General features: G+C 62.5%; 17 protein-coding genes and 1 pseudogene. 13 read left to right on the forward strand and 5 right to left on the reverse strand.

What is annotated here, in order from left to right; genetic code table 11:
• Positions 1-87 precede the first annotated feature (87 nt).
• Complete coding sequence (gene purU / locus PQQ51_RS14405; RefSeq protein WP_408497451.1) at positions 88-957, forward strand: formyltetrahydrofolate deformylase; 870 nt, start codon at positions 88-90, stop codon at positions 955-957.
• A 62-nt stretch (positions 958-1019) separates the two neighbouring features.
• Here the strand turns inward: purU and PQQ51_RS14410 are convergent, their stop codons facing one another.
• The 3 genes from PQQ51_RS14410 to uvrA all read right to left on the reverse strand — a co-directional run bounded on the left by PQQ51_RS14410 (position 1020) and on the right by uvrA (position 6429).
• A complete protein-coding gene (locus PQQ51_RS14410) occupies positions 1020-2246 on the reverse strand; it encodes a PepSY-associated TM helix domain-containing protein (RefSeq protein ID WP_408497452.1) in 1227 nt (408 codons plus the stop codon).
• A 191-nt stretch (positions 2247-2437) separates the two neighbouring features.
• On the reverse strand, positions 2438-3523 hold the full coding sequence (locus tag PQQ51_RS14415) for an AI-2E family transporter (protein WP_408497453.1): 1086 nt from the start codon (positions 3521-3523) through the stop codon (positions 2438-2440).
• 32 nt (positions 3524-3555) lie between these two features.
• The gene (gene uvrA / locus PQQ51_RS14420) at positions 3556-6429 is read right to left on the reverse strand and encodes an excinuclease ABC subunit UvrA (protein ID WP_408497454.1); all 2874 of its coding nucleotides are present in this window, start codon (positions 6427-6429) and stop codon (positions 3556-3558) included.
• A gap of 402 nt (positions 6430-6831) precedes the next feature.
• Between uvrA and PQQ51_RS14425 the strand changes: the two genes are divergently transcribed.
• From PQQ51_RS14425 to PQQ51_RS14440, 4 genes are all read left to right on the forward strand, one after another.
• A complete protein-coding gene (locus PQQ51_RS14425) occupies positions 6832-8019 on the forward strand; it encodes an MFS transporter (protein ID WP_408497455.1) in 1188 nt (395 codons plus the stop codon).
• Between the two features lie 132 nt (positions 8020-8151).
• Complete coding sequence (locus PQQ51_RS14430; protein ID WP_408497456.1) at positions 8152-8688, forward strand: single-stranded DNA-binding protein; 537 nt, start codon at positions 8152-8154, stop codon at positions 8686-8688.
• Between the two features lie 351 nt (positions 8689-9039).
• Positions 9040-9375: a helix-turn-helix domain-containing protein gene (locus PQQ51_RS14435; RefSeq protein ID WP_408497457.1), complete on the forward strand. Its 336-nt coding sequence runs from the start codon at positions 9040-9042 to the stop codon at positions 9373-9375.
• Positions 9372-10694, forward strand: a complete 1323-nt coding sequence (locus tag PQQ51_RS14440) for a type II toxin-antitoxin system HipA family toxin (RefSeq protein WP_408497458.1) — start codon at positions 9372-9374, stop codon at positions 10692-10694. The genes PQQ51_RS14435 and PQQ51_RS14440 overlap by 4 nt, the downstream gene beginning before the upstream one ends.
• An 8-nt stretch (positions 10695-10702) precedes the next feature.
• Here PQQ51_RS14440 and PQQ51_RS14445 read toward each other — a convergent pair whose 3' ends face one another.
• Positions 10703-11512 (reverse strand): bestrophin-like domain, encoded by an 810-nt coding sequence (locus tag PQQ51_RS14445; protein ID WP_408497459.1) that lies wholly within the window; start codon positions 11510-11512, stop codon positions 10703-10705.
• A gap of 319 nt (positions 11513-11831) precedes the next feature.
• Between PQQ51_RS14445 and PQQ51_RS14450 the strand changes: the two genes are divergently transcribed.
• Positions 11832-13502 carry a methyl-accepting chemotaxis protein gene (locus PQQ51_RS14450; RefSeq protein WP_408497460.1) on the forward strand — a complete coding sequence of 557 codons (1671 nt, stop codon included), beginning with the start codon at positions 11832-11834 and terminating at the stop codon, positions 13500-13502.
• 8 nt (positions 13503-13510) lie between these two features.
• Here PQQ51_RS14450 and PQQ51_RS14455 read toward each other — a convergent pair whose 3' ends face one another.
• A complete protein-coding gene (locus PQQ51_RS14455) occupies positions 13511-14398 on the reverse strand; it encodes a LysR family transcriptional regulator (RefSeq protein WP_408497461.1) in 888 nt (295 codons plus the stop codon).
• A gap of 100 nt (positions 14399-14498) precedes the next feature.
• On the opposite strand from PQQ51_RS14455, the gene PQQ51_RS14460 reads away from it, so the two are divergent.
• The 7 genes and pseudogenes from PQQ51_RS14460 (at position 14499) to PQQ51_RS14490 (ending at position 24511) form a co-directional block, all read left to right on the forward strand.
• The gene (locus PQQ51_RS14460) at positions 14499-15836 is read left to right on the forward strand and encodes an MFS transporter (protein WP_408497462.1); all 1338 of its coding nucleotides are present in this window, start codon (positions 14499-14501) and stop codon (positions 15834-15836) included.
• 184 nt (positions 15837-16020) lie between these two features.
• Complete coding sequence (locus PQQ51_RS14465; protein ID WP_408497463.1) at positions 16021-16674, forward strand: response regulator; 654 nt, start codon at positions 16021-16023, stop codon at positions 16672-16674.
• A 151-nt stretch (positions 16675-16825) separates the two neighbouring features.
• The gene (locus PQQ51_RS14470; protein WP_408497464.1) at positions 16826-17524 is read left to right on the forward strand and encodes a response regulator; all 699 of its coding nucleotides are present in this window, start codon (positions 16826-16828) and stop codon (positions 17522-17524) included.
• Between the two features lie 110 nt (positions 17525-17634).
• Entirely contained in the window at positions 17635-18279 is a 645-nt protein-coding gene (locus PQQ51_RS14475; protein WP_408497479.1) for a LuxR C-terminal-related transcriptional regulator, read from the forward strand.
• Between the two features lie 247 nt (positions 18280-18526).
• Positions 18527-19273 (forward strand): aquaporin Z, encoded by a 747-nt coding sequence (aqpZ, locus tag PQQ51_RS14480; protein WP_408497465.1) that lies wholly within the window; start codon positions 18527-18529, stop codon positions 19271-19273.
• 136 nt (positions 19274-19409) lie between these two features.
• Positions 19410-23768: pseudogene (locus PQQ51_RS14485) on the forward strand (ATP-binding protein).
• A gap of 308 nt (positions 23769-24076) precedes the next feature.
• A complete protein-coding gene (locus PQQ51_RS14490; RefSeq protein ID WP_408497466.1) occupies positions 24077-24511 on the forward strand; it encodes a CHRD domain-containing protein in 435 nt (144 codons plus the stop codon).
• Positions 24512-24515 lie beyond the last annotated feature (4 nt).

Genomic DNA, 24515 nt, shown 5'->3' on the forward strand with positions numbered 1-24515 from the left:
CGGTCAGACGCGGGGAATTCGCGGCACGTTGCATCGAACGCTACACACCGAACACATCACGCATTGAAGAAGGGAGTCATCCAGGTCATGTCGACCGATCACAGCTTTATTCTCAAACTGTCGTGCGCCGACCGGCCCGGCATCGTCCACGCGGTGTCGGGCTTTCTGTTCGAGCTCGGCAGCAATATTCTCGACTCCGCGCAATTCGGCGACAGCGGCACCGGCGAGTTTTTCATGCGCGTGCATTTTCAGCAGGTAGGCGGCGACCCGGGGCTGGACGTGCTGCGCACGTCGTTCACAGGGCTCGCCGAGCAGTTCGGCATGCGCTGGGAAATGCACGATGCGTCGGTGAAGCCGCGCGTCGTGATCATGGTGTCGAAGATCGGCCATTGCCTGAACGATCTGCTGTTCCGCTACCGTACCGGCCAGTTGGGTATCGAGATCGCCGCGATCATCTCGAACCACAAGACGTTCTATCAGCTCGCCGCGAGCTACGACGTTCCGTTCCATCACTTCCCGCTGCTCGGCGCCACGCCCGACGCGAAGGCCGCGCAGGAAGCGCGCGTGCTCGAAGTGATCGACGAACATCAGGCCGATCTGGTGGTGCTCGCGCGCTACATGCAGATTCTGTCGCCGAAGCTGTGCGAAGCGCTCGCTGGGCGCGCGATCAACATTCATCACTCGTTCCTGCCGAGCTTCAAGGGAGCGAAGCCGTACTATCAGGCGTTCGACCGCGGCGTGAAGCTGATCGGCGCAACCGCTCACTACGTGACCACGGATCTCGACGAAGGCCCGATCATCGAGCAGGAAGTGGAACGGGTCGACCACAGCATGACGCCGGAGCAACTGACGGCGATCGGCCGCGACGTCGAATGCGTGACGCTGGCGCGCGCGGTGAAGTGGCACGTCGAGCATCGCGTCGTGTTGAACGGTAGCAAGACGGTGGTGTTCAGGTAGGTGTAGCGGATTTTCGCGGTTCAGCCGCGGCCGCCGGATCGATCCGGTGGCCGCGCGCCAACTCAGGACCGGGCCGCGGAGCTGCTAGCGTCGCGCGTCAGATTCGCGTTTTGCGCCGAGCGGCGGCGCGCATTCAGTTTCCTCAGCCAGATCAGCAGTCCCGTCGCACTCAGCACGGCGACCGCGATACCCACCGCGCTCATCAGAATCCGTCCGCCCAGGCCGAGGATGCGTCCCGAGTGCAACGGGAACTGCACCTGCATGAAGATATCGGCGGCGCTCCCCTTGCCGGGGATCGACGCGCCCAGCGGCTTGCCGGTTGCGGCGTCCCAATACATCCACGGGTTGCCGAGGCCCATGTCGCCGTGATCGTTGCCCGGCGCGTAGTAACCGACGCCATACGCGTGCACGAACTCCGCGTAATAGATGCCGCCGGGCGGCACCGTCAGATTCCGCGCTTTGCCCGCCTCTTCAGCCAGTTGCACGATGCGCTCGCGGCTCAGCACCTGGTCGCCCGGTTGCGGCGCGCGCAGGATTTCGGGGTTGTTGAGCGGGTCTGGCGTGAACTTCGAAAATAGCGAGACGACCGGCCGCACGACTGGGCCGGACAGGTTCATCGAGATCGATGTCAGCGCAACGATCATCAGCAGGCCCCAGATCCACACGCCGCCCGAACGATGCAGATCGAACGTGAGTGCATAGCCGCCGCGCTTTACACGAAACGCGAACGACTTGCGCCACGCCTTGAAGCTCGGAAACGACAGCCACAGCGCGATCATGCTGTCGAACAGCCAGACAATGCCGACGATCCCCATCAGCCACGTGCCGGTATCGATCCCGCCGACAAACGGCAGGTGCAGCGTGTAGTGAAGCTTGTAGATGAACGGGATCAGATTGAGCCGCGCGAGCGAGACGGCGCCCCATTCGCGGCGCCCCTGGATCTCACCGGTGGCCGGGTCGACGGCGATCTGATTGAAGTCGAGCGAGTACGGTTGCTTCGTGGCGGGATCGGTCCGCGGCAGCACCATCATTTGCAGCGTGTGGCCGGGTTCGGCGGTGAGCGGCAGGTAGGTGACCTGGAGCCGTGGATCGGCCGCTTCGACGCGGCGCGCCAGTGCCAAGCCGGACAGCGCCGGGCCGTCGGTACGGGCTTTGAAGAAGCTCGGATTGAGCGCGGCGTCGAGTTCGTGATCCCACGCGATGATCGCGCCCGTCAGACCGGCGACGAATAGAAACAGGGCAATGGCGATACCGAACCAGCGGTGCAGACGAACGAACTGCTGTCTCATGCGCGAACCAGCGGCAGCAGACGGGACGACGGAAGGCGGGTCACAGGAAAATGGCCGTGCAAATAGGAATAATTCTCAATATTATTGATTCATGCGATTCACTGCAAGTTTTCTGTAAAGCGGGCGCGTTGTCGCGAAAAAAAACGGCACCGCGGTGCCGTTTTCCTGATACTGCGTCGCGGAGCCCGAATTCACACCAGCCGCAGATAAATCAGCTCCCGCTTGATATACGCATAGAAAATCGGCGCCGCGATCACACCGGGGATGCCGAACGCGGCCTCCATCACGAGCATCGCGATCAGCAGTTCCCACGCGCGCGCCTCTATCTGACCGCCGACGATGCGCGCGTTCAGGAAGTATTCGAGCTTGTGAATCAGGATCAGGAAGATCAGCGACATGATCGCCGCCGGGAAGCTCACCGAGAGCGCGACCGCGACGATGATCGTGTTCGAGATCAGATTGCCGATCACCGGCAGTAGACCGACGATGAACGTCACCAGCACCAGCGTCTTGGAGAGTGGCAGCGTGTCGTGAAAGATCGGCAGTATCCCAAGCAGGAAGATGCCGGTGAAGACCGCGTTGATCGCGGAGATCTTCACCTGCGCGAACACGATGCGGCGGAATGCATCGGCGAAACGGGTTACGCGCGTGACGAACGCGGTGGACAGCGGCAGCCGCTGCATATGCTTCTGCGCGCCGACCGCGACAATCGCGCCGATGATCATGCCGATCAGAATATGCGTGAACGCGCGCGCTACCGTCTTGCCGCTCTGTTGCAGCATGTTGGCGTGCGTCTGCATCAGTTCGGTGGCCTTGGTCTTCATCTGCTCGGTGTCGACCGGCAGATACGCGGCGATGAATTGCGGGATCCGGCCGCGCGCTTCGTCGATCAGTTGCATCGCCTGGTCGAGCAGTTTCTGCACGCTCGGCACGTCGTTCTCGAAATGCTCGATGATGCCGAGCGTGAGCCCGGTCAGCGCCCCCACGATCACCACCGACAGGATCACCACCGACAGCCAGCGCGCCCGCTTGCTCGACATGTGTTTCTCGATGCGCGGCGCGATCGTATGCACGAGTTGGTACACCAGCAGCCCGGCGAGCAACGCGCCGAGCAGCTTGAGTTCGATCACCGCCCACATGCCGAGCAGCATGACAATGTAGCTGCCGATTTCGACTGCCGACAGCTTCGGCAGGCTCATGTCGCTAGTCAGCCTGACCGGGCGTGGGCGTAGGTCCTGCACTTGCCCGTCGTCGCGCGCCTGATTCCGCTTGGCCATGGCTTATCCCGTTTCACCCGTGTTGTGCAGCGTTACTTTCTACTGGCGTCGCGCTTCAGAAGAGGCGCCAGATACTTGCCGGTAAAACTTGCCTTCGACTTCGCCACCTGTTCCGGCGTGCCCTGCGCGATGATCTGACCGCCGCCGGCGCCGCCTTCCGGGCCGAGATCGATCACCCAGTCAGCAGTCTTTATTACATCGAGATTATGCTCGATGATCACGACGGTATTGCCCTGATCTCGCAAACGATGGATCACTTCCAGCAGCAGCGCGATGTCGTGAAAGTGCAGCCCGGTGGTCGGCTCGTCGAGAATGTATAGAGTGCGACCGGTGTCGCGCTTGCTCAGTTCCAAAGAGAGTTTGACGCGCTGCGCCTCGCCGCCCGACAGCGTGGTGGCCGACTGGCCCAGCCGGATATAGCCGAGACCCACGTCCAGCAAGGTTTTCAGCTTGCGCGCGACGACCGGCACCGGCTTGAAGAACTCATAGGCGTTCTCCACCGTCATGTCGAGCACTTCGCTGATGTTTTTACCTTTGTATTGCACGTCCAGCGTTTCGCGGTTGTAGCGCTTGCCGTGGCAGACGTCGCAAGGCACGTAGACGTCCGGCAAGAAGTGCATCTCCACTTTCAGTACGCCGTCGCCCTGACACGATTCGCAGCGGCCGCCCTTTACGTTGAACGAGAAGCGGCCGGCTTCGTAGCCGCGTTCTTTTGCCGCAGGCACGCCCGCGAACAGTTCGCGGATCGGCGTGAAGAGGCCGGTGTAGGTGGCCGGATTCGAGCGCGGCGTGCGGCCGATCGGCGACTGGTCCACGTTGATCACCTTGTCGAAATGTTCGAGGCCTTCGATCGATTCGTACGGCGCCGGCTCGGCGGCCGAACCGTACAGGTGATGCGCGACCGCGTGATACAGCGTGTCGTTGATCAATGTCGACTTGCCCGAGCCGGACACGCCGGTCACGCAGGTCAGCAGGCCGACCGGCAGATCCAGCGACACGCGCTGCAGATTGTTGCCGTACGCCTCGACGATGCGCAGACGCCGCTCGTCCGGTTCCTTGCGCTCATCGGGATATTCGATGTTGCGCGCGCCGGACATGTACTGGCCGGTCATCGACGCCGCGTTCGCCTGCACCTGTTTGGGCGTGCCCTCGGCGATCACCATGCCGCCGTGTTCGCCCGCGCCCGGTCCCATGTCGACCACGTAGTCGGCCATGCGGATCATGTCCTCGTCGTGTTCGACGACGATCACCGAGTTGCCCAGGTCGCGCAGATGCTTGAGCGTGGCGATCAGCCGGTCGTTGTCGCGCTGATGCAGACCGATCGACGGTTCGTCCAGCACGTACATCACGCCGGTCAGGCCCGAGCCGATCTGCGACGCGAGGCGAATCCGCTGCGCTTCGCCGCCCGACAGCGTTTCCGCGCTGCGTTCCAGCGACAGGTAATCGAGCCCGACGTTGTTCAGGAACATCAAACGCGCGACGATTTCCTTGACCACCTTATCGGCGATCTCGCGCTTCGAGCCTTCGAGCCGCAGCGTCTGGAAGTAACCGAGCGCATCGCGCAACGGCCAGCCGCTGATTTCGTAGATGCCGCGCGCATCGCCGTCCGTGCCGATCCGCACGAAGCGCGCTTCGCGGCGCAACCGCGTGCCGGCACAGTGCGGGCACGGCTGGTTGTTCTGATACTTGGCGAGCTCTTCGCGCACCGCGACCGAGTCGGTCTCGCGGTAACGGCGCTCCAGATTCGGGATGATCCCTTCGAACACATGCTCGCGCACCGATGTGCGGCCGCGTTCGTTGATGTACGAGAACGGAATCTCCTGCTTGCCCGATCCGAACAGCAGGATCTTGCGGACTTTTTCCGGCAGATCTTCGACTGCGGTGTCGATATCGAACTCGTAGAACGCCGCGAGGCTTTGCAGCATCTGGAAGTAGAACTGGTTGCGCCGGTCCCAGCCTTTCACCGCGCCCGCCGCGAGCGACAGCGACGGATGCGCGACCACCCGCTTCGGATCGAAGAAGGTGATCTGGCCGAGGCCGTCGCACTCCGGGCACGCGCCCATCGGGTTGTTGAACGAGAAGAGGCGCGGCTCCAGTTCCTGCAGCGAGTAAGAGCAAATTGGGCACGCGAACTTCGAGCTGAACAGATGCTCTTTGTCGGTATCCATTTCCAGCGCGATCGCGCGGCCGTCGGCGAGACGCAGTGCGGTTTCGAACGATTCGGCCAGACGCTGCTTCATATCGCCGCGGACCTTGAGCCGGTCGACGACTACGTCGATCGTGTGCTTGTCGTTCTTTTTCAGCTTCGGCAGCGAGTCGATCTCGTAGATTTTCGCGACGCCCTCGTTGGCCGTGCCGCCGCCCGAGCGCACCCGAAAGCGGATGAAACCTTGTGCCTGCATCTCCTCGAACAACTCGACGTGCTCGCCTTTGCGGTTCGCGACGACCGGCGCGAGAATCATCAGCTTGGTTTCTTCGGGCAGTGCAAGTGCCGCGTCGACCATTTGCGAGACGCTTTGCGCCTGCAGCGGAATTTCGTGATCCGGACAGTAGGGCGTGCCCACCCGCGCGAACAGCAGCCGCAAATAATCGTGGATTTCGGTGACGGTGCCGACCGTCGAGCGCGGATTGTGCGAGGTGGCCTTCTGCTCGATCGAGATGGCCGGCGACAGGCCTTCGATCAGATCGACATCGGGCTTCTCCATCAATTGCAGGAACTGCCGCGCATAAGCGGACAGACTTTCGACGTAGCGCCGCTGTCCTTCCGCATAGAGCGTGTCGAACGCGAGCGAGGATTTACCCGAGCCGGAAAGGCCCGTAATCACGACGAGCTTGTGACGGGGAAGATCGAGATTGACGTTCTTCAGATTGTGGGTGCGAGCCCCACGGATACGGATTTGTTCCACGCGTTATTCCATCACCTGGCCATTAGCTGGCGGAAAGAGGAAGCGGCTAAACCTGCTACTATAACGACTTTTCAAGACCGCCGTTACGGCTTCCTGACGGCCTGAACGGGCGCGAGAGCAAGCTGTAAGACGACGGTCCAGCGCCGCGGAGAATAGGCCTAACTTGGGCCGTTTTTCGCGAGTACAAGGCGCCGCGAGGTTCGATGCGAGAGACCCGCGAGAGCCGCCGGCTTCTGCGTCGCGCCGGGTGTGCCGCTTGGTGCCGCTTGGTGCCGTTTGGTGCCGCTCGTTACCGCTTTCATTGCCGCCGTCCTGTCTTTCCGTGGTGAGCCGGGCGCCTTGACCGTGGCGTCGGGCCGGCCGCCAGCGGTTTGCCGCCAGATCATTCAAAGAACGCTTCCGATGTCCAATCCGTCCGCCACATCCTCACGCATGAGCGCGCCTGAACTGCGCGCGACCGTGTCGCTCGCCGCGATCTTCGCGCTGCGCATGCTCGGTCTGTTCATGATCATGCCGGTGTTCTCTATCTACGCGAAAACCATCCCGGGTGGCGACAACGTGTTGCTGGTCGGCATCGCGCTCGGCGCGTACGGCGTCACGCAATCGATGCTGTACATCTTCTACGGCTGGGTCTCCGACAAGATCGGCCGCAAGCCGGTGATCGCCACCGGGCTCCTGATCTTCGCGCTCGGCAGCTTCGTTGCGGCGGGCGCGCACGACATGACGTGGATCATCGTCGGCCGGGTGATTCAGGGGATGGGCGCGGTGTCGTCCGCGGTGATCGCGTTCATCGCCGATCTGACGGCCGAAGAGCATCGCACCAAGGCGATGGCGATGGTCGGCGGAAGTATCGGCGTGTCCTTTGCCGTGGCGATCGTCGGTGCGCCGATCGTGTTTCAGTGGGTCGGCATGAGCGGGCTCTTCACGCTGGTCGGGATTTTCTCGATTCTGGCCGTCGGCGTGGTGCTGTGGATCGTGCCCGATGCGCCGAAGCCGGTGCATGTGCGCGCACCGTTCGCCGAGGTGCTGCATAACGTGGAATTGCTGCGTCTGAATTTCGGCGTGCTCGTGCTGCATGCCACGCAAACCGCATTGTTCCTCGTCGTGCCGCGCATTCTGGAAGGCGGTGGGCTGCCGGTTGCGTCGCACTGGAAAATTTATTTGCCGGTGATGGGCCTTTCGTTCGTGATGATGGTCCCGGCGATCATCGCCGCGGAGAAGCGCGGAAAAATGAAAATCGTGCTGCTGTCCGCGATCGGTCTTATCCTGATTGGCCAGTTGTTGTTGGGCGCCGCACCGCATACGATTCTGAGTGTGGCGGCGATCCTCTTCGTGTACTTTCTGGGCTTCAATATTCTCGAGGCCTCGCAGCCTTCGCTGGTGTCGAAACTGGCGCCCGGCACGCGCAAGGGAGCGGCGGCGGGCGTGTACAACACCACGCAGTCGATCGGTCTCGCGCTGGGCGGCGTGGTCGGCGGCTGGCTGCTGAAGGTGGACGGGCAGAGCGCCGTGTTTTTCACCTGCTCGGGCCTGGTATTCTGCTGGCTTATAATCGCCGCACAAATGAAACAGCCGCCGCGCAGGTCGTAGTAGAGCGCACTTGGCGCGCACCCAGAACTCGCTGGCGGCGGGCTCGCGCGCAGTTCCGGTCTCAGGCCGCATGCCTGAAACGTGAACCGCGTGTCGCCGCGCCGCCCGCAACGGAATCAACAGGAGAAACTCATGGCATCCGTGAACAAGGTAATTCTCGTCGGCAATCTCGGAGCCGATCCGGAAGTCCGTTATCTTCCGAGCGGCGACGCAGTGGCGAACATCCGCCTTGCTACGACGGATCGGTACAAGGACAAGGCGTCCGGCGAATTCAAGGAAGCAACCGAATGGCACCGCGTGTCGTTCTTCGGCCGCCTCGCTGAAATCGTGTCGGAGTATCTGAAGAAGGGATCGTCGGTGTATATCGAAGGGCGCATTCGCACCCGTAAGTATCAGGCGCAAGACGGCACGGATCGTTACTCGACGGAAATCGTCGCAGACCAGATGCAAATGCTCGGCGGCCGTAGCGGCGGCGGCATGGGTGGTGGTGATGAAGGCGGTGGCGGTTATAGCCGTGGTGAGTCGTCGGAGCGTGGCGGCGGTGGTGGCGGCCGTGCTGTGGCGGGTGGTGGCGCGTCGCGTGGCGGTAGTGGCGGTGGCGGTGCGAGCCGTCCGAGCGCGCCGGCCGGCGGCGGCTTCGATGAGATGGATGACGATATTCCGTTCTGAAACTGACTAACCGTCTTCAGGTTGGTGACAGCCCGCCCTCCATTCGAGCGCGGGCTTTTTCTTTGGCGAGCGCCGCGAATTTCGCGGCGTTTGTCTTTGAGCCTCCTGCGCCTCAAAGCAATGCTGTCAGGTGAAATTCTTCAAGCGTGTTGGTCGCCTGTGTGATTGCACTATTAAGTGCTGTAGCTGATGGGAAAGGACGCAAGAGATCATGATAATGTCATGTATATGTGACATTGAGCGATAGTTTTGCATTAATGTTCGCTATATGAAACATTACTGGCAATTCAGATGTGTTCGATATACGATGCGTTAACTAAGGAAATTTACCTAACGTACCGTATACAGAACATGAACCTTGCCGAGCTTGGTGAAACGTTTCGTCAGGGCCGCCTGGCGGCGAACCTTACCCAACAGGAAGTCGCGAGGCGGAGCGGTGTGCCGCGTGGGCGAATCAGCCTGTTCGAGACCGGCGCCCTGCCCGAACTGGGGGCCGTCAAGATGATCAGCCTCTTTGACGCAGTCGGGCTCGAGATCCTCGCGCGTCGGCGCGGCCATCAGCGAACGCTCGACGACGTTTCCATCGACGAAATTCTCACCGACCCTGAAGAGCCGGACTTAGCGGGGCCCGCGCCCATGCGATTGCGCGCCACGCGAAGCCTGAAGGCAACAAGGGGCAAGCCATGAATCGAGCTCCCCTCGATGTCTACGTCGGCGGTCAGAGGGTCGGCACCCTCGCGGAAGAAACTCGCCAGTACGTTTTCACCTACCTTCCGGACGTAGCATCGGCGAATCTCGTCTCGCTACTGATGCCCGTGCGCGCCGAATCGTATGTCTGGCCGCGCCTACATCCATTTTTCCAGCAGAACCTTCCAGAGGGCATCAAAAAGGAAGTCATCATCCGAAACCTAGGTCCCCACACCGACGTGGGCGATTTCGGCCTGCTCGCACTCACTGGCGCAGACACGATCGGGCGCGTTCAGGTCGTGCCGCACGGTGCGACGCTCGCGACGGCAGCGGACAAAGCCGACATGGCGCAGTTGCTCGCTTCGCCCGACTCGCGCGATAACCTTCTGCGCCTGCTCGAGGTCGGTACGGCCGAGGGGGTGTCGGGGGTCATGCCCAAGGCGCTGGTGCAATCGGTCGTCAAGGCCACGCTCTGGACCGACGACTACATCCTGAAGACGGGCTTCGACGACTTGCCGGGCGTGGCGATCAACGAGTTCCTATGTCTCGAAGTCGCACGCCATGCCGGACTCGAAGTCCCTCGCGCGCAACTGTCGGACGACGGGCAGGTGTTGGCCGTGCAACGCTTCGACCGCGTCGCGGATGGCTCGAAACTCGCGGTGGAGGATTACTGCGCCCTGAAAGGTCTCGACGCCGTCAGAAAATACGAGGGTTCGCTCGAGGCCCTGGCAATGCTGACCACGAGCTACATACCGCGCGCCGCTCTAAAAGAAAATGCGCGGCGTCTGTTCACTCTGATATTGCTGAACTACGCCATTCGAAACGCGGATGCCCATCTGAAAAATTTCGCGCTCGTCTACACCGATGCGGCCGACGTGCGACTCGCCCCGGTCTTCGATGTCCTGAGCGGCACTGTCTATCCGAAGTACGCGACCAGTCTCCCGGCACTGACCCTGCGGGGCAAAAAAGTGTGGGCAGCCGGAGCCATGCTTGCTGCCTACGGCGGCTCACGGCTGGGTCTGAGTAAAACTGATATGGGGGAGGCCGTCGAGCGCGTCACGGCCGCGGTGCACCAGGTGACGACCAGGGTGTCGGAATACGCGCACCGATACCCTATGTTCCGGGAGGTTGCGAAGCGCATGCTGGACGCCTGGGCGTGCGGTCTGGAAGACATCAAGCCCGACGCAAAGCCAGGTAAGAGCACGCCGGCGCCGCTACGTGAGCAGATGGGCATGTCGGACCCCGATGGGCCCGTCACGCGCAAAGAGGCGAACCCTTATGCAAATCCCGATGGGGCGTTCAGCCACAAATCGAGATAGCTCCGTCCTCACCGTCCGCCCCGCCCAAAGTGATCCAACGCATCCCTCATCGGCATACTGGAAATCACGATCGGCCCGGTAAACGGCGTATCCAGATCGACGATCACATAGATCGCCGACGCGATCGAAACCGCCCCCAACGTAATGGTGACGAGCGCCAGCGCATTGCGAGGCGCGATCAGCCCGAAGCTGAGAAAGATCACGCATAGCCAGAAAGTCAGCGTCTTGAAGAACGGCTGCGAAATCGAACTATGCGCTTCCTCGATGATTTTCCAGCGAGCGTCCACCGCGCGGCGGTACTGCGTGAGCGCATCGTCGAGCGCGCGTTGCTGCAGCGGATCGTGCGCATGCAGTTGCCGCAGTTGCCTCCCCACCTCGGTGAGCATGTCGCCTAGCCGCGCGTTTTCCATCGAGTTCGAATTGTCCGGGGTCCCAAGGTCTTTCGGATAGTCGCCCGGGGGCGCCGCTTCGCGCGGCCATGTCGAGGCAATGGCCGCCGCTGTATAGGTGCGTAGCAGTTGCCGGGCCGCGTCCGTATCGCGGCCGTACTCCTGCAATGTCGTATCGAATTCGATCAGGTCGGCCGCGTAGGTGCGCAAGTCGTTCGACGCCGTATCGAAACTGGCTTTCGCCGACGCCGTCATCAACCCCAGCACCAGCGCGGCAAACGTCACCAGCATGCCGATCACCAACTGGATCAGTTGCACGGTTTCATGCGCCTTGTGTTCCTCGGGCAGCAACGGCCGTACCGACACGCCCACGCCGGTCGCGATCAGCAAAAAGGCGAAAACCAGCAGAGCCGAACCTATTTCGGACATTCGAGATGCTCCGGAAACACGCCTCGTCACTTTCTACCAACCGCCGGTCGCCGAAAACCCGGGTAGTCCCGCAAACGCGGGGACGAACCGGCGCGTCACCTGCGTCAGTATCCTGATGTAAGGCAAACGGTTGCGCGACCACCATAAAGTTTTCCGAGATAGCGCCGTAGACCCTCTATGTGGCATTCGCTTAAGTTTTGTAAAGTTGCGGACCTGGCCGAAGGGCTTGGGCGCAGCACGCGTGACCGAAGACAAATTTCAACTATTCGCGAATGTTCGCGAATATTTCGGTCAGGCAGCCCAAATGGAGACAAGCCCAATGCTGAAAAATCTGTCGATTCGTACCTGCCTGACCTTAATGATCGTGTTTTTCGGCATCGTGCTGCTGTTTGGCGCGGCTGCCGGCCTGCTGTCGCTGCGTTCGAGCAATGCGTCGCTGCAGCAGATGTACACCGTGGACACGCCGGCGGTCGCCGACCTCGAAGGCAGCGCAGGGCAATTGCTGCGGCTGCGCCTGGCGCTGGCGACGTATGCGTCGCTGGTCGATCTGAACGATCAGGACGGCGCGAACGCCGTGCTCAAGCGCTTCGATCAGTACCAGAAAGGATCCAACGACCGTCTTGCTCACTTCGTGAGCCGCGCGAGCGCGGATGCCGACGAGCAGCGTCTGATCAAGGACATGCAGGACAAGCGCGATACCTTCCTGCACGACGGCGTCGAGCCGGCGCTTGCCGCGCTGAAGGCCGGTGACAAAACCGCGTTCCAGCAATTGCAGGCGCATAAGCTGCCGTCGCTCTATAGCGCGTTTGAAAAAGCCATGCTCACGCTCGAGCAGTTGCAGCTCGATCACGGCGCGCAACGCTACCAGGATGCTCAGGACCTGTTCTTCGCGATCAGCATTGCGGTGGCGATCGGCATGGTGGTGTCGCTGCTGGGTTCGCTGATCGGCCGCGCGGTGCTGGTGCGGGCGATCGTGAGTCCCGTCGACGCGACCATCGCGCAGTTCCAGCGCATTGCCAATGGCGACTTGACCAGCCGCATCGACGTGACGAGCGACAACGAAATGGGCCGTCTCGCCGCGGCGCTGCGCAAGATGCAGGATTCGCTGATCGCGACCGTGAACTCGGTCCGCCAGGGGACGGAGTCGATCGATAGCGGCGTGAGCGAGATCGCAGCGGGCAATACCGATCTGTCGCAGCGCACCGAGGAGCAGGCGGCGTCGCTCGAAGAAACGGCGGCGAGCATCGAGCAACTGACTTCCACGGTCAAGCAGACCGCCGACAACGCGAAGGAGGCGAGCTCGCTCGCGCAAGGTGCGTCGACGCTGGCCGCGCAGGGCGGCGATCTGACCGAGCAGGTGGTGGGCACGATGCACGGCATCGTCGACGACTCGCGGCGGATTGCGGACATCGTCGGCGTGATCGAAGGGATTGCGTTCCAGACCAATATTCTGGCGCTCAACGCGGCTGTCGAAGCGGCGCGCGCGGGTGAGCAGGGACGCGGCTTCGCGGTGGTGGCGAGCGAAGTGCGCTCGCTGGCGCAGCGTAGCGCGGCTGCGGCCAAGGAGATCAAGGGCTTGATCGATGCGTCGACGGCGCGGGTGCAGGCCGGCTCGCAACTGGTCGAACGCTCGGGCTCGACGATGACCGAGATCGTCGATTCGATTTCGCGCGTGAGTTCGATCATGAGCGAGATCGCGTCTGCGGCGCTCGAACAGAGCACCGGGATCGATCAGGTGAATCTCGCCGTCGCGCAAATGGATGAAGTCACCCAGCAGAATGCCGCGCTCGTCGAGCAGGCCGCGGCGGCCGCGAGTTCGCTCGAGGAGCAGGCGCGGCGGTTGACGTCGGCGGTGGCGGTGTTTCAGACCGGCAGCGGCGCGTCTGCGTCGAGCGGAGCACGTACCAGCCCGGCTGCTGCGTCGAGCGGAGCACGTACCAGCCCGGCTGCTGCGACGGCGCGCAATGAAAGGACGCTCGTCGCCGCTTGAGCGACGCGTTAATTGAAGAGCCGCAGCAACGCCGTACGGGCGTTGCTGACGCGTTCGCTCTCGCCGATCCGCCCCGGCAGCAGATGAAACTCGACGGTCGGCAACGTCGGTAGTCCGACGCCCGGCCCACACGCCACCACGCCCCCGCCGATCGACGACTCGTTCAGGCAGGAAATGCCCAGCCCCGCCTTCAACGCCAGTTGCAGGCCCGCGACACCCGACGCGGAATGCGACACCAGATACGGCACTTTGTGCTCGTCCAGCAGCTTCACCACAAAGCGCTGCAACTGGCAGGTCGAAGGCAGCAGCACCAGCGAATACGGCGATGCGGGCGGCGGGCTGGCATCGGTTGAACGCACCCACAGCAGTTTCTCGCGCCGCACCACCGTGCTCGGCGCACCGGCGCGCCGGCTGCTCGCACGTGTGTTTCCGGTCACGAGCCGCAGCGACAGGCCGATGTCGAACGACGCGTCGTCGCCCGCGCTACCGTCGATCACCGCGCTCGGCAACACGGTGACGTGCAGTTTCAGACGCGGGTGCTGCTCCGAAAACAGCTTGAGAATGCGCGCGATGTCATGCGGCCGGTAGTAGTCCGTGATCGCGATCCGCAGTTCGCCGTCGAGCGAGCGGCCTTGCAGGTCTTCGAACGCGGCCTCGCTCATCGCGATAATGCGCCGAGCATGCTCCAGCAGGCGGCCGCCGGCCGGTGTCGCGGTGACGCCCTGCTTGCCGCGCACGAAAAGCGGCTGACCGGCACGCTCCTCCAGTTTCTTCAACTGCTCGCTCACCGACGATTGCGACAGAAACACCCGCTCCGCGCCCGCCGAAACGCTGCCCGATTCGGCGACGGCGACGAAGGTCCGCAACTGCGTCAGGTCGAATCCTCGTTGGCTCATGATTCGGTATATCCGATGGAAGTCATCTGAAATTCCGGCTTTTCCGATGGTTTGCCCAGCCGTAGGATACCTCCAATCTATTCATCGCACGAGGTGGGGTATGGCAAACGGATCGATTGCATTCACGCAGACCGCGAGCGTTCGCGCGGCGAGTCATCGATGGAAAGTGCTGGGCGTCGGCTTTGCGGCGAATGCGAGTTTTTCGGCCGCGTTTTCAGGAATTCCGACGACGGCGGTGTTCCTGCGTTCGGGTTACCACCTCGGCAACGAAGGACTCGGGCTGGTGCTCGGCATGCTCGGACTCGGCATCGCGGTCAGCGAGTTGCCGTGGGGACTGCTCACCGACCGTTGGGGCGACCGTCGCGTGCTGCTGCTCGGTTTGCTGTCGACCGCCGCGGCGCTCGCGGGTCTCGCTTTGTTCGTGGTGCCGTCGGGCGCGCATGTGCCGGGCGTCACGACGCTCGCGCTCGGCCTGCTGCTGGTCGGACTGCTGGGCGGTAGCGTCAACGGGTCGAGCGGACGCGCGGTAATGGCGTGGTTTCGCGAGGGCGAACGCGGACTCGCGATGAGTATTCGCCAGACTGCGGTGCCGGCGGGCGGCGGCCTCGGCGCGCTGGTGCTGCCGGTGCTCGCGGCGCACTTCGGTTTTGCGAGCGCGTACGGTGTGCTCGCGTTGGCGTGCGCGATCACCGCCGGTTTTGCGTGGCGATGGTTGCACGAACCGACGCACACCCCGCCGGCAGACGCGGCTCATCGCACCGCGCAGGGCCGTGCCGCCGTCAGCGCCGCGCCGCCGAAAGTCTCGCCGTTGCGCGACATCGGCATCTGGCGCGTGGCGCTCGGCGCCGGCGCATTGTGCGTGCCGCAGCTTGCTGTAGTGACCTTCGGCACAGTCTTTCTGCATGACTTCAGCCGGGCCGGCGTGCTGGCGATCAGCGTGACGATGGCAGCGGTGCAAACGGGCGCGGCGATCGCGCGGGTCTGGAGCGGCGGCTGGACCGATCGGCGCGGCAACCGGCGCGCTTACATGCGCGTCTGCAGTCTGCTGACGGCCGTGCTGTTCGCGTCGCTCGCGTTGATGACGGGCCTCGCCGGAATGCACCACGCGTCGATGACGGCGGTATTCGCGCTGATGATCGTAGTCGGCGGCGTGTGTGCGTCGGCGTGGCACGGTGTCGCGTTCACGGAACTCGCGACGCTCGCAGGCACGAGTCGCGCAGGGACCGCGCTGGCGATCGGCAATACCTGCGTGTTTCTGTCGCTGTTTCTGACACCGCTCGCGATTCCGCCGCTGTTGTCGGTGGGCTCGTGGCCGATGGTGTGGGCGGTAGCCAGCGTGTGCGCGTTGATCGCATTGCCGATATTTCCGCGTGCGACGCGGGCCGGCAGTCTGAGTGCAACACGACCCTGCGATGCCCCGGTAATTGGGCAACGCTGAACGGCAGCGCAGTCCTTCTTCGACGGATTCGGAACGCTCCTATTCTCGCCAGTTTCCCGCGATGTTTTTATAGCCGCCCTGGTGCGCTCGTCTTAAACGAGGAAAGCCGTGAGAGCGTCACGACGCAGACGGCTTTTTCCTACGCGCACGCCGATTACAGCTACAGGAAGCGGGAAAAAACATCGTGGAACTTCGAGTGATTCTGGCGGACGATCATCCTTTCGTTCTACTCGGCCTACGCGTCGCGCTGGAAAAGCATGCCGGCGTGAGCGTTGTCGGCGAAGCGTCGACGCCGACTTCGCTGATCGAGCTGTTGCAGCGCGTGCGCTGCGATTTGCTCGTGACGGATCTATCCATGCCGGACGCATCCGGCGCGACCGAGGACGGCCTGAATCTCGTCAAGCGGATCCAGTATGACTGGCCGTTGTTGCGCATCGTCGTGATGACGGCGCTGACGAACAGTGCGATTGTGCGCGCGCTCGTGTCGGATTGTGCGATCAGCACGCTCAGCAAAATGGAATCGATGGACGATCTCTGGCAAGCGATCGTGGCGAGCACGAACGGTGGGACTTACGTTGGACGCTCGCTCATCGGCGTGCTGGCTGAACAACGCGACGAACCGGTCGAATTGCCCACGATTCCACGTTTTTCCAAAACTCACGCCGAAGTCATAAGACGATTCGTAGACGGTCAGTCGATCTCTGAGATCGCGATCGCATGTGGCTGCCATCCTCGCACCGTGAACCGGAAGAAACGCGAAGCGATGGCCCGGCTCGGCGTCGCTAACGATCCGGGGCTTTTCGCCTATGTGCGCGCCAACGGCATCGGTGGCATTTAAATCGTATAGCTAAATAATGAATATGCTGTGTGAGTGCTGGATTTAAGAGCGATCTTATGTCTAGGCGCGACGGAATGTTCAATCATCGGGAGAGGGCCAGTTGCTCCACAGAGAGCAGCGGAAAGTCTAGAAAACGGGGGAGAAAATAACGATGAACGACACCGCGGACATAAGCATAAGCACACCCGTTCGAGCCATCATTGCAGACGATCATCCTCTCGTTTTGCTCGCGATCGAAAATCTGATGGCCGGCTATCCGAACGTGCAAGTCGTCGGCCGAGCCACCGATTCAACCGAACTGTTCAGGGAAGTCGATCGCACCTCCTGCGACATCGTCCTCATGGACCTCTACATGCCGGGAGATTTCTACGGCGACGCGTTTGAAGCGCTTCGGCAGTTCAAGGCGCGCTATCCCGGCGTCGTGCTTATCGTCCTCACCATGGAGACTGAAGCGAGCGTCCTGCAAAAAGTCATTTCGCTCGGCGTGGATGGTTTGATCAGCAAGCGCGACCGGATCGATCTGATCCACGTGGCCCTGGTGACAGCGCTCGCGCACGAGTGCTATCTGGGGCCGGCGGTGCGCTCGGCGATCACCGATGCGACGACGGCGCGCCGACTCGACTTCGTCAGGGAAATGTTGTCGCGCCGCGAACTCGAGGTGTTTACGCACTATGCGTCTGGTCTCGGCGTCACGGAAATTGCCGCGCAGTTGGGGCGTAGCGTGAAGACGATCAGCGCGCAGAAATGCACGGCCATGCGCAAGCTCGCGCTGCATACCGACGCAGATGTATTCCGCTTCGCGATCGAGCACGGCGTGATTGCCGAAGAGCGCGTACAGAAGCGGGGCTGAGCCCATGAGGCGTCGCGCCACCGAGGCGGCGCGGCGAACTGAACATGCACTGGTATCGCCCGGGGATGCACGTCGCGTGCAGGGAATGCCAGTCGACAACACAACAAAAAATGACACAAAAAATTCGCGTCATCGTGGCGGACGATCACGTGTGCGTTCGCGTCGGCGTTCTGGGCTTGCTGCAACGCGTGCCGCACATCGAGATTGTCGGCGAGGCGGCCGACACCGAAGGGCTGGCCGGCTTACTCGACAGTTTTGCTTGCGACGTCGTCGTCTCCGATATCGGGATGGCGGGCATTCATGGCGGCAGCAACGCCGTGTCGTTCCTGCGCCGGTTGTTGCGGGCGCGCTCGCATCCCAGCGTCATCGTACTGACGATGATCTGCCATGCTCATTTGTTGTCAGGCCTGTTGCATATCGGCGTGGCGGGAATCGTCGATAAGCGCGACACCGCCAACGCTTTGATCGACGCGATCGAAGCCGCCATCGCGGGTAAGGTTTATCTGTCGGAGCAGGTGCGCCACGCGATCGAATCCTTCGACGCCCCACCGCAGCCGCGCGCAGGTGTGCTGAGCGTGCGCGAATGGGAGGTCTTCCAGTTGTATGTGCAGGGCCTTGCCGTCCACGAGATCGCGGTGCGTTTGCAGCGCAGCGGCAAGACCATCAGCACGCAAAAGCGCAGCGCGATGCGCAAGCTAGGACTCGAAACGGAAAACGACCTCATCGATTACGCGCGACAGATAGGACTTGCCTGACAGCGCTGTGAGCGTCGCATCGCACTACTAGCCTGCACTTGTCGGAATTTCGGATTCTTCCGATTGGTCCGTCGACTTTTCCACTCCATAGTCCTGCGTTGGCTGCGGCTCCGCTTCCTGTTTTCGCATCGCGATAGCAATTTATTCGTCATGCTGAATAGATCGAGTCGCCCAACTTCAGGCAGAGGTTCGATGGCCCGGATCGGGCGCCGTCTGCCGCGAGCATAAATATACGGACGAGGTGGGCATGGTAGCGCTAGGTAAGCGATTGTTGGCGGAGGGGGTGGGTACCGGGTGGGTGGTGTTCGTCGGGTGCGGGAGCATCGTGTTGAATACCAGCGTGGCTCAGCAGGGCTACGGTGTGCTTGAAGTGTCGATCGCGTTCGGCCTTGCGCTTGCCACCGCGAGCTATGTATTCGGCGGTTTGTCGGGCGGCCATTTCAATCCCGCGGTGACGGTCGGCTTTGCGGTCGCGCAACGTTTTCCGGTCAGAGATCTGGTGCCGTATATCGCGGCCCAGATTCTCGGCGCGATCACGGCGGCGGCGCTGCTCGCTTATGTGGCGAGCGGCCGGCCGGGGTTCGAGTTGTTGGGCAGTGAATTCGCGGCAAACGGTTTCGGCGACCATTCTCCCGCCGACTATCCACTTCATTCGGCTCTCGTCGTCGAACTCGCGCTGTCGTTCGTGTTCGTGCTCGTCAGTCTCATGGCAACCTGCCGGCGCAGTTCGAGGCCGATCGCGCCGCTGTTCGTCGGCGCCTGTCTGATGCTTGTCTACCTCGTGTCGACGCCGGTCACCAACGGCTCGATCAATCCCGCCCGCTCCACCGGGCAGGCGCTGTTCGTCGGCGACTGGGCGCTGGATCAGTTGTGGTTGTTCTGGGCGGCGCCGATGTTGGGCGGCGTCGTCGCCGGTGCGCTGTTTTCATTGCTGCACGGCAAGTCGGACCGACATCGCGCGACACTCGTCCACGAGCATGGCGAGATCGCGTGAGCGTGGTCCGCAGTCCTCTCTTCTGGTGTTCCTTATGACGATTCAACATGGTGTTGCGCTGAAGCTCGGGCTTCGGCGCATATTTCAGTGGCTTTTGCTGGCGTTGCTGATTGTCGTCGCGCCGAATTTGCCGGCGATGGAGCGGGCGCTCGCGGGCTCGTCAGGACAGGTCGCAGCCGGTGCTTTTCCCGCCAGGATTGTCGTAGGTGTGCTGGCTAATGGCTGGATGCCGTTCGAAGCATTTCAGGATGGTCAGCTAACCGGCTTGAGCGCCGATTATTTGCGCGCGCTGGTAGGGCCGAACGTCGCGCTCGAAGTCAAGGCGTTTCCCGATATGTCGCAACTCCTCGCGGGCGCATGCGCGGGCGAGGTCGATCTCGTGATGAGCATCGCGCGTACGCCGCGGCGCGAACGCTGCTTCAATTTCAGCACGCCGTATTTGCGCGGCTCGGCGTCGGTCGTCACGCGCCGGGAGGGCGTCGCGTATGTCGCCGCTTCCCAGCTTGCTCAAGCTCGCGTCGCGGTCGAAAAGGGCTTCGCTCTTGAACGTTCGTTGCGTGAGCGCTTTCCGCACGCTCACATCGAGACGTTTCCGAGCACGCATTCGGCACTGCTGGCGGTGGCGCACGGCGACGCGGACGCGTATCTCGGTTTCACACCGGCGGTTCAATATGCGCTCGGCACGGAAGAATTCCGCGGCTTGCGAGTCGCATTCGAGGAAAGCGGCCGTATTGCCGATTTGCGTTTCGCGGTATCGCGCAATGCAAGCGCGTTGCGCGACCAGCTCGATCGCGCGCTGGCGTCGATGAATCCGGCCGACGCTGCTGCGATTCGCGTGCGTTGGCTCTCCGGCAGCTTCGATGCCCAGGCCGCCTCGGCTGCGCGGCGCCTCGTGTTGACGCCGGAGGAGCAGGCGTGGCTGCGCGCATTGCCGCCGCTGCAGGTAGGCTTCGACAACGGCTGGCCGCCGTTCAGTTATGCCGACGACTCCGGACACCCCGCCGGCATCGCCGCGGATTATCTGGACTATCTGAGCCGGGCGCTGGGCGTGGAGTTCACCCGCGCGCACATGGCGGACTGGCCGGCGACTATCCAGGCTTTCCAGCGCGGCGAACTCGCGATGCTCGCTACGTCGTCGAGCAAAGACCCACGTCTGACGAATGCGCGGCACACTCGCGCGTACGAAAGCTATCCGCTCGTGATCGTCGGTCGCGAAAATGAACCCGCGGCGCGTGCGCTCGACGATTTCGCGTCACGGCGCATCGTCGTTTCGTCGCACAGCGCCGGCGTGGGGCAACTCATGCTCAGCACCATTCCAGCGGATCACATTGTCGTCGCAGCGAGTCTGGACGACGGGCTGAAGATGGTGGAGAACGGTCAGGCCGACGTGCTGGTCGGCAACGTGGCCGCCATCGACATCCTGCTCAACGACCGTTACACAGGCGTTCTCAAAATTCTCGGCTCGGTGGGCGGAACCGACGCGCTGGGCTTCGCCGTGCGTCCTGACCTGAGTCCGCTCGCCGGTCTGATCGACCGCGCGCTGTTGGCGATGCCGCCGTCCGAAAAGCAGCTCATCCGGCAAAAATGGGTCACCGGCAGCACGCGCGACATCGGCACGTGGAGCATTACCGCAGTGCGGCTATTGCCCGTGCTGATCGGCATCGGCATCGCACTGCTGGTGACGTTGCGCGCCTATCTGGTGCTTCAGCGCGAGGTCAGGCTGCGCAAGCAGACCGAGCTTGAACTTGCGCTGCAGCTCAATTTTCAGGAAACCATGATGGAGATGGTGCCGTACCCCCTCGTGGTGAGAGAACTGGACGGGCGGTACATCGCCGTCAATCAGGCCTATGAAGATGCGTGCGGACTGAAGCGCGCGGCGGTCGTCGGACGCTCCGGATGGGAAGTCGAGGCGTGGGGCGAGTCCAACAGTCGCGTGCTGCGCGAGCTGACGAACAAAATGCTGGTTACCGACGAGCCGGCGCAAGTGGAGCTCCAGTTCGAGCACGCGTCGGGCGATTGGCGGCATGGTCTGTTCTGGAGCCGCATCTGCCATACCGCGGATGGCAATCCGAGCTGCGTGCTCGCCACGATGGTCGACATTACGGATATCCGCCGCGCGGAAATGCGTGCGCGCGAAACCGAACGGCGTCTGTTCGACGTCACGCGGTCGTTGCCGGCGGTGGTGTTTCAGTTGCGTCGCAGTATCGACGGCGCTTACTAGTTTCCCTACGTCGGCGGCGACACGCAACATCTTCTGGGCAGAAGCGGCGCGTCGCTGATGAACCGCGATCAGATCGATTTCCAGCGAATCTGCGCAGAAGACCGTCCCCTCGTGTTGCGCGAACTGGAGTGTTCGGCGCGCTGGGAATCGCCGATCCACATGGAGTTCCGTTTCGAAGCCGACCACGAGCTCAAGTGGGCTCGCGCAGAACTGGTGCCGCGCCGCGAGCCGGGCGGCAGCGTCGTGTGGAGCGGATATTGGGTCGACGCGAGCATCGAACATGCGCGCTCGGAGGAACTGGCGCGAGCGCGCGACGTGGCCGAAGCGGCGTCGCGCGCCAAAGACGATTTCTTCGCAATGATGAGCCATGAAATCCGTACGCCGATGAACGGTGTGCTCGGTCTCGTCGAGGTGCTGGAGCGCACGCCGCTCAACGCGGATCAGGGCGAAATGCTGGGCATGATCCACGAGTCGGCGGGCGCGCTGTTGCAGATTCTGGACGACCTCCTCGACTACTCGAAAATCGAAGCGGGACGGCTGACGATCGAGGCGGAGCCGATCGACATTCGCGAACTGGTCGACAACGCGGTCGGTTTGCTCGCCGGCCGCGCCCATGAGAAGGGGCTGAAAGTGCGCGTGGACATCTCACCCGAAGTCGCCGCCACGCTGCGAGGCGATAGCGTGCGGCTGCGTCAGATCCTGTTCAACCTGCTTGGCAACGCGATCAAGTTCACGCCGAACGGCGAAGTCGACGTGCGCGTCGCGGCCGTCGAGCAGCACGGCGACCGGCAGGTGCTCGAAATGACTGTCGAAGATACCGGCATCGGGATCGAGCCTGACGTGCAGGCGAGCCTCTTCGAGCCGTTCGTGCAAGCGGAGTCGTCGACCACCCGGCGCTTCGGCGGCACGGGTTTGGGGTTGACGATCTGCCGCAAGCTGATCGAGCTGATGAGCGGTGCGCTCAGGCTGCATAGCGAACCCGGAGTCGGCACGCGAATGACAGTACGGCTCACGATGCCGGTGGAATCGCTGCGTTATTCGGTGAGTGGATTGCGCGGCAAACGCGGCATGGTGACAACCGGGGACGCGCGCGTCGCGCAGGCGCTGATGCATTTCGGTCAGGCGCTGGGTCTCGATTTGCGCTGCGTGTCGCCGAACGCGCCGGAGTTCGAAAACGCCGAAGCCTTCACCGGCATGGATATGATTTTCGTCGGCGAAGACGTCGTGTTGCCCGCGGAACTCGCGCCGTCCGCGCGAATCATCAACCTGACCGAAAAGCCGAAACCGACCGGCTATCGCATCCTCGAGAACAAAGTGCGTGTCAGCGTCAACCCGATTTCATGGCGCGGCCTCGGCGTGGCTTGCGCCGCCGCGATGACCGGTTTGCCGTCCGTTGCGCCGCGCTCGACCGGCAGGCCGCGCGCGCCCGAGGGCGCCACCGTGCCGCCGGACCGCGAACGCGCCATCGGCAGCGGCCGGCTGATTCTGGTCGCGGAAGATCACCCGGTCAATCAGGAACTGATCCGTCATCAACTCGCGTTGCTCGGCTTCGCGTGCGACGTGACGAACGACGGCGTCGAGGCGTTGGCCGCGCTCGAACACACGAGCTACGGATGTCTGATTACCGATTGCCATATGCCGAACCTGTCCGGCTACGAACTCGCGCGCCGCATCCGCGAGCGCGAGCAGGGCGGCGCGTATCGTCTGCCGATTCTCGGCATCACCGCGAACACCGCACCCGAAGATTTGAACCTGTGCCGCAACGCAGGCATGGACGACAGTCTGGTGAAACCGACCCGGCTTGCCACATTGCGCGATTACCTGAGCCGTTGGTTCGGGCCCGACAGTACATGGCAGGCGGCTGCAGCGCTCGCGGAGCCGGTCAGCGCGCAACCGGCAGACGCACCGGAATCACGCGGTGGCGCGGAACCGTTTGTCCCGGTCGATCTCAGTCATATGACGCAACTGTGGGGCAGCGAGTCGACGGTCAAGGCGTTGCTGGATTCGTTCGTGTCGTCGGTGCGCGACGACGTTCAAGCGTTGTTGCCGCTGCTCGAACAAACCGAACTCTCGCGTCTGCGCGAATGGCATCATCGCGTGACGGGGGCCGCGAGCGTGCTGCAATATCCGCCACTGGTCAAACTGCTGGACGATTATCGGCGGGATATCGATACCAAACCGCTCGAATGGCTACGCATCGACGGATTTTTGCTGGTGCAAAAATGCAATGCGATGCTCAACGGCATCGAGGAGCAAGCTGCGATGCTCGCATAGGCAAAAAAAAACGCGGCCGGAGCCGCGTTGAAGATTGGAGACGTCCTTCGATGAAGGAGTCACTTCTCGCAGGCGGAAGCATAACTGGGACTGTGTAAAAGATTCATTACGAAATGCACAATTCACTGTTTGAAAATTTCAAGGAAAGCACCGCGCCGCGGTGCTTTTTCGTTTGCAGATGTGATTGATTGCGATTGCAACCGGACTCGACGTCGGCCGAACAGGGCGGCGGATTTGCACTAGTATGTGTTTGCCCCGCGCGCAGCCGACCTTTCGGTGCGGCGGTGCATCACAGTCCGGAGAAGACCATGATTGCATTTCGAAAACTGAATCTCGCGGTGGTGTTGTGGGCGTTGGCGTCGGGTGTTGCCTTTGCGGACACGGTGGCGCTGAAGGCAGACCTCGAGCCGTCGAGCGAGGTGCCGCCGCGGGTGAGTCACGGGCACGGCATGCTGAACGCGACGTTCGACACGTCGACCAAATCGCTGCAATGGACGGTGAACTACGAAGGCTTGAGCGGTCCGGCTACGGCCGCTCACTTCCACGGTCCCGCACCGGTCGGACAGAACGCGAAGGTTCAGGTGCCGATCGACAAAGCCGCGCTCGCCACGCCGATCAAAGGCTCGGCCGCGCTCACCGATCAGCAGGTGACGGATCTGATGGCGGGGCAGTGGTACTTCAACGTGCATACCGCGCAGAATCCGACGGGTGAGATTCGCGGGCAGGTTTTGCCGGCGAACTAGGCGA

The organism is Paraburkholderia xenovorans (assembly GCF_046030735.1).
Classification (GTDB): domain Bacteria; phylum Pseudomonadota; class Gammaproteobacteria; order Burkholderiales; family Burkholderiaceae; genus Paraburkholderia; species Paraburkholderia xenovorans_A.